This window comes from Pseudomonas sp. SIMBA_067, from assembly GCF_046534675.1.
GTDB lineage: Bacteria > Pseudomonadota > Gammaproteobacteria > Pseudomonadales > Pseudomonadaceae > Aquipseudomonas > Aquipseudomonas putida.
In genome coordinates, this window is sequence record NZ_JAWRYH010000214.1 from 1 (window position 1) to 310 (window position 310).

General features: G+C 58.1%; 1 protein-coding gene. It reads right to left on the reverse strand.

Annotated elements, in window-relative coordinates:
* Nucleotides 1-126: 126 nt before the first annotated feature.
* A partial coding sequence (locus SB765_RS28790; RefSeq protein WP_410932378.1) for an IclR family transcriptional regulator C-terminal domain-containing protein occupies nucleotides 127-310 on the reverse strand: 184 nt, incomplete at its 5' end.

A 310-nucleotide genomic window follows, 5' to 3' on the forward strand; every position in this document is an offset into this window, starting at 1 on the left:
CGTTGCGAGAAACATTAATCAGCGGGCGCAAGTGAAGCAATTCACCCGGAACGACACTGTGCGTTTATCGCACAGGAAACGGTTTTGCCTGTTCTATTTGGGGGCCGCCTTGCGGCCCCGGCAAATTCAACCAAACAACTGATGGCAAAGGTCGCGGCTGGCAGCGAGCAAAATCGGCAAGAAACGCTGCTCCAGTTCACTGCGCGTCACTCGCCCTACGTGGGTACTCACGTTCAACGCCGCCAACACCTGCCCCGAAGCGTCATACACCGGCACCGCAATCGATCGCAGCCCCTGCTCCAGTTCCTGG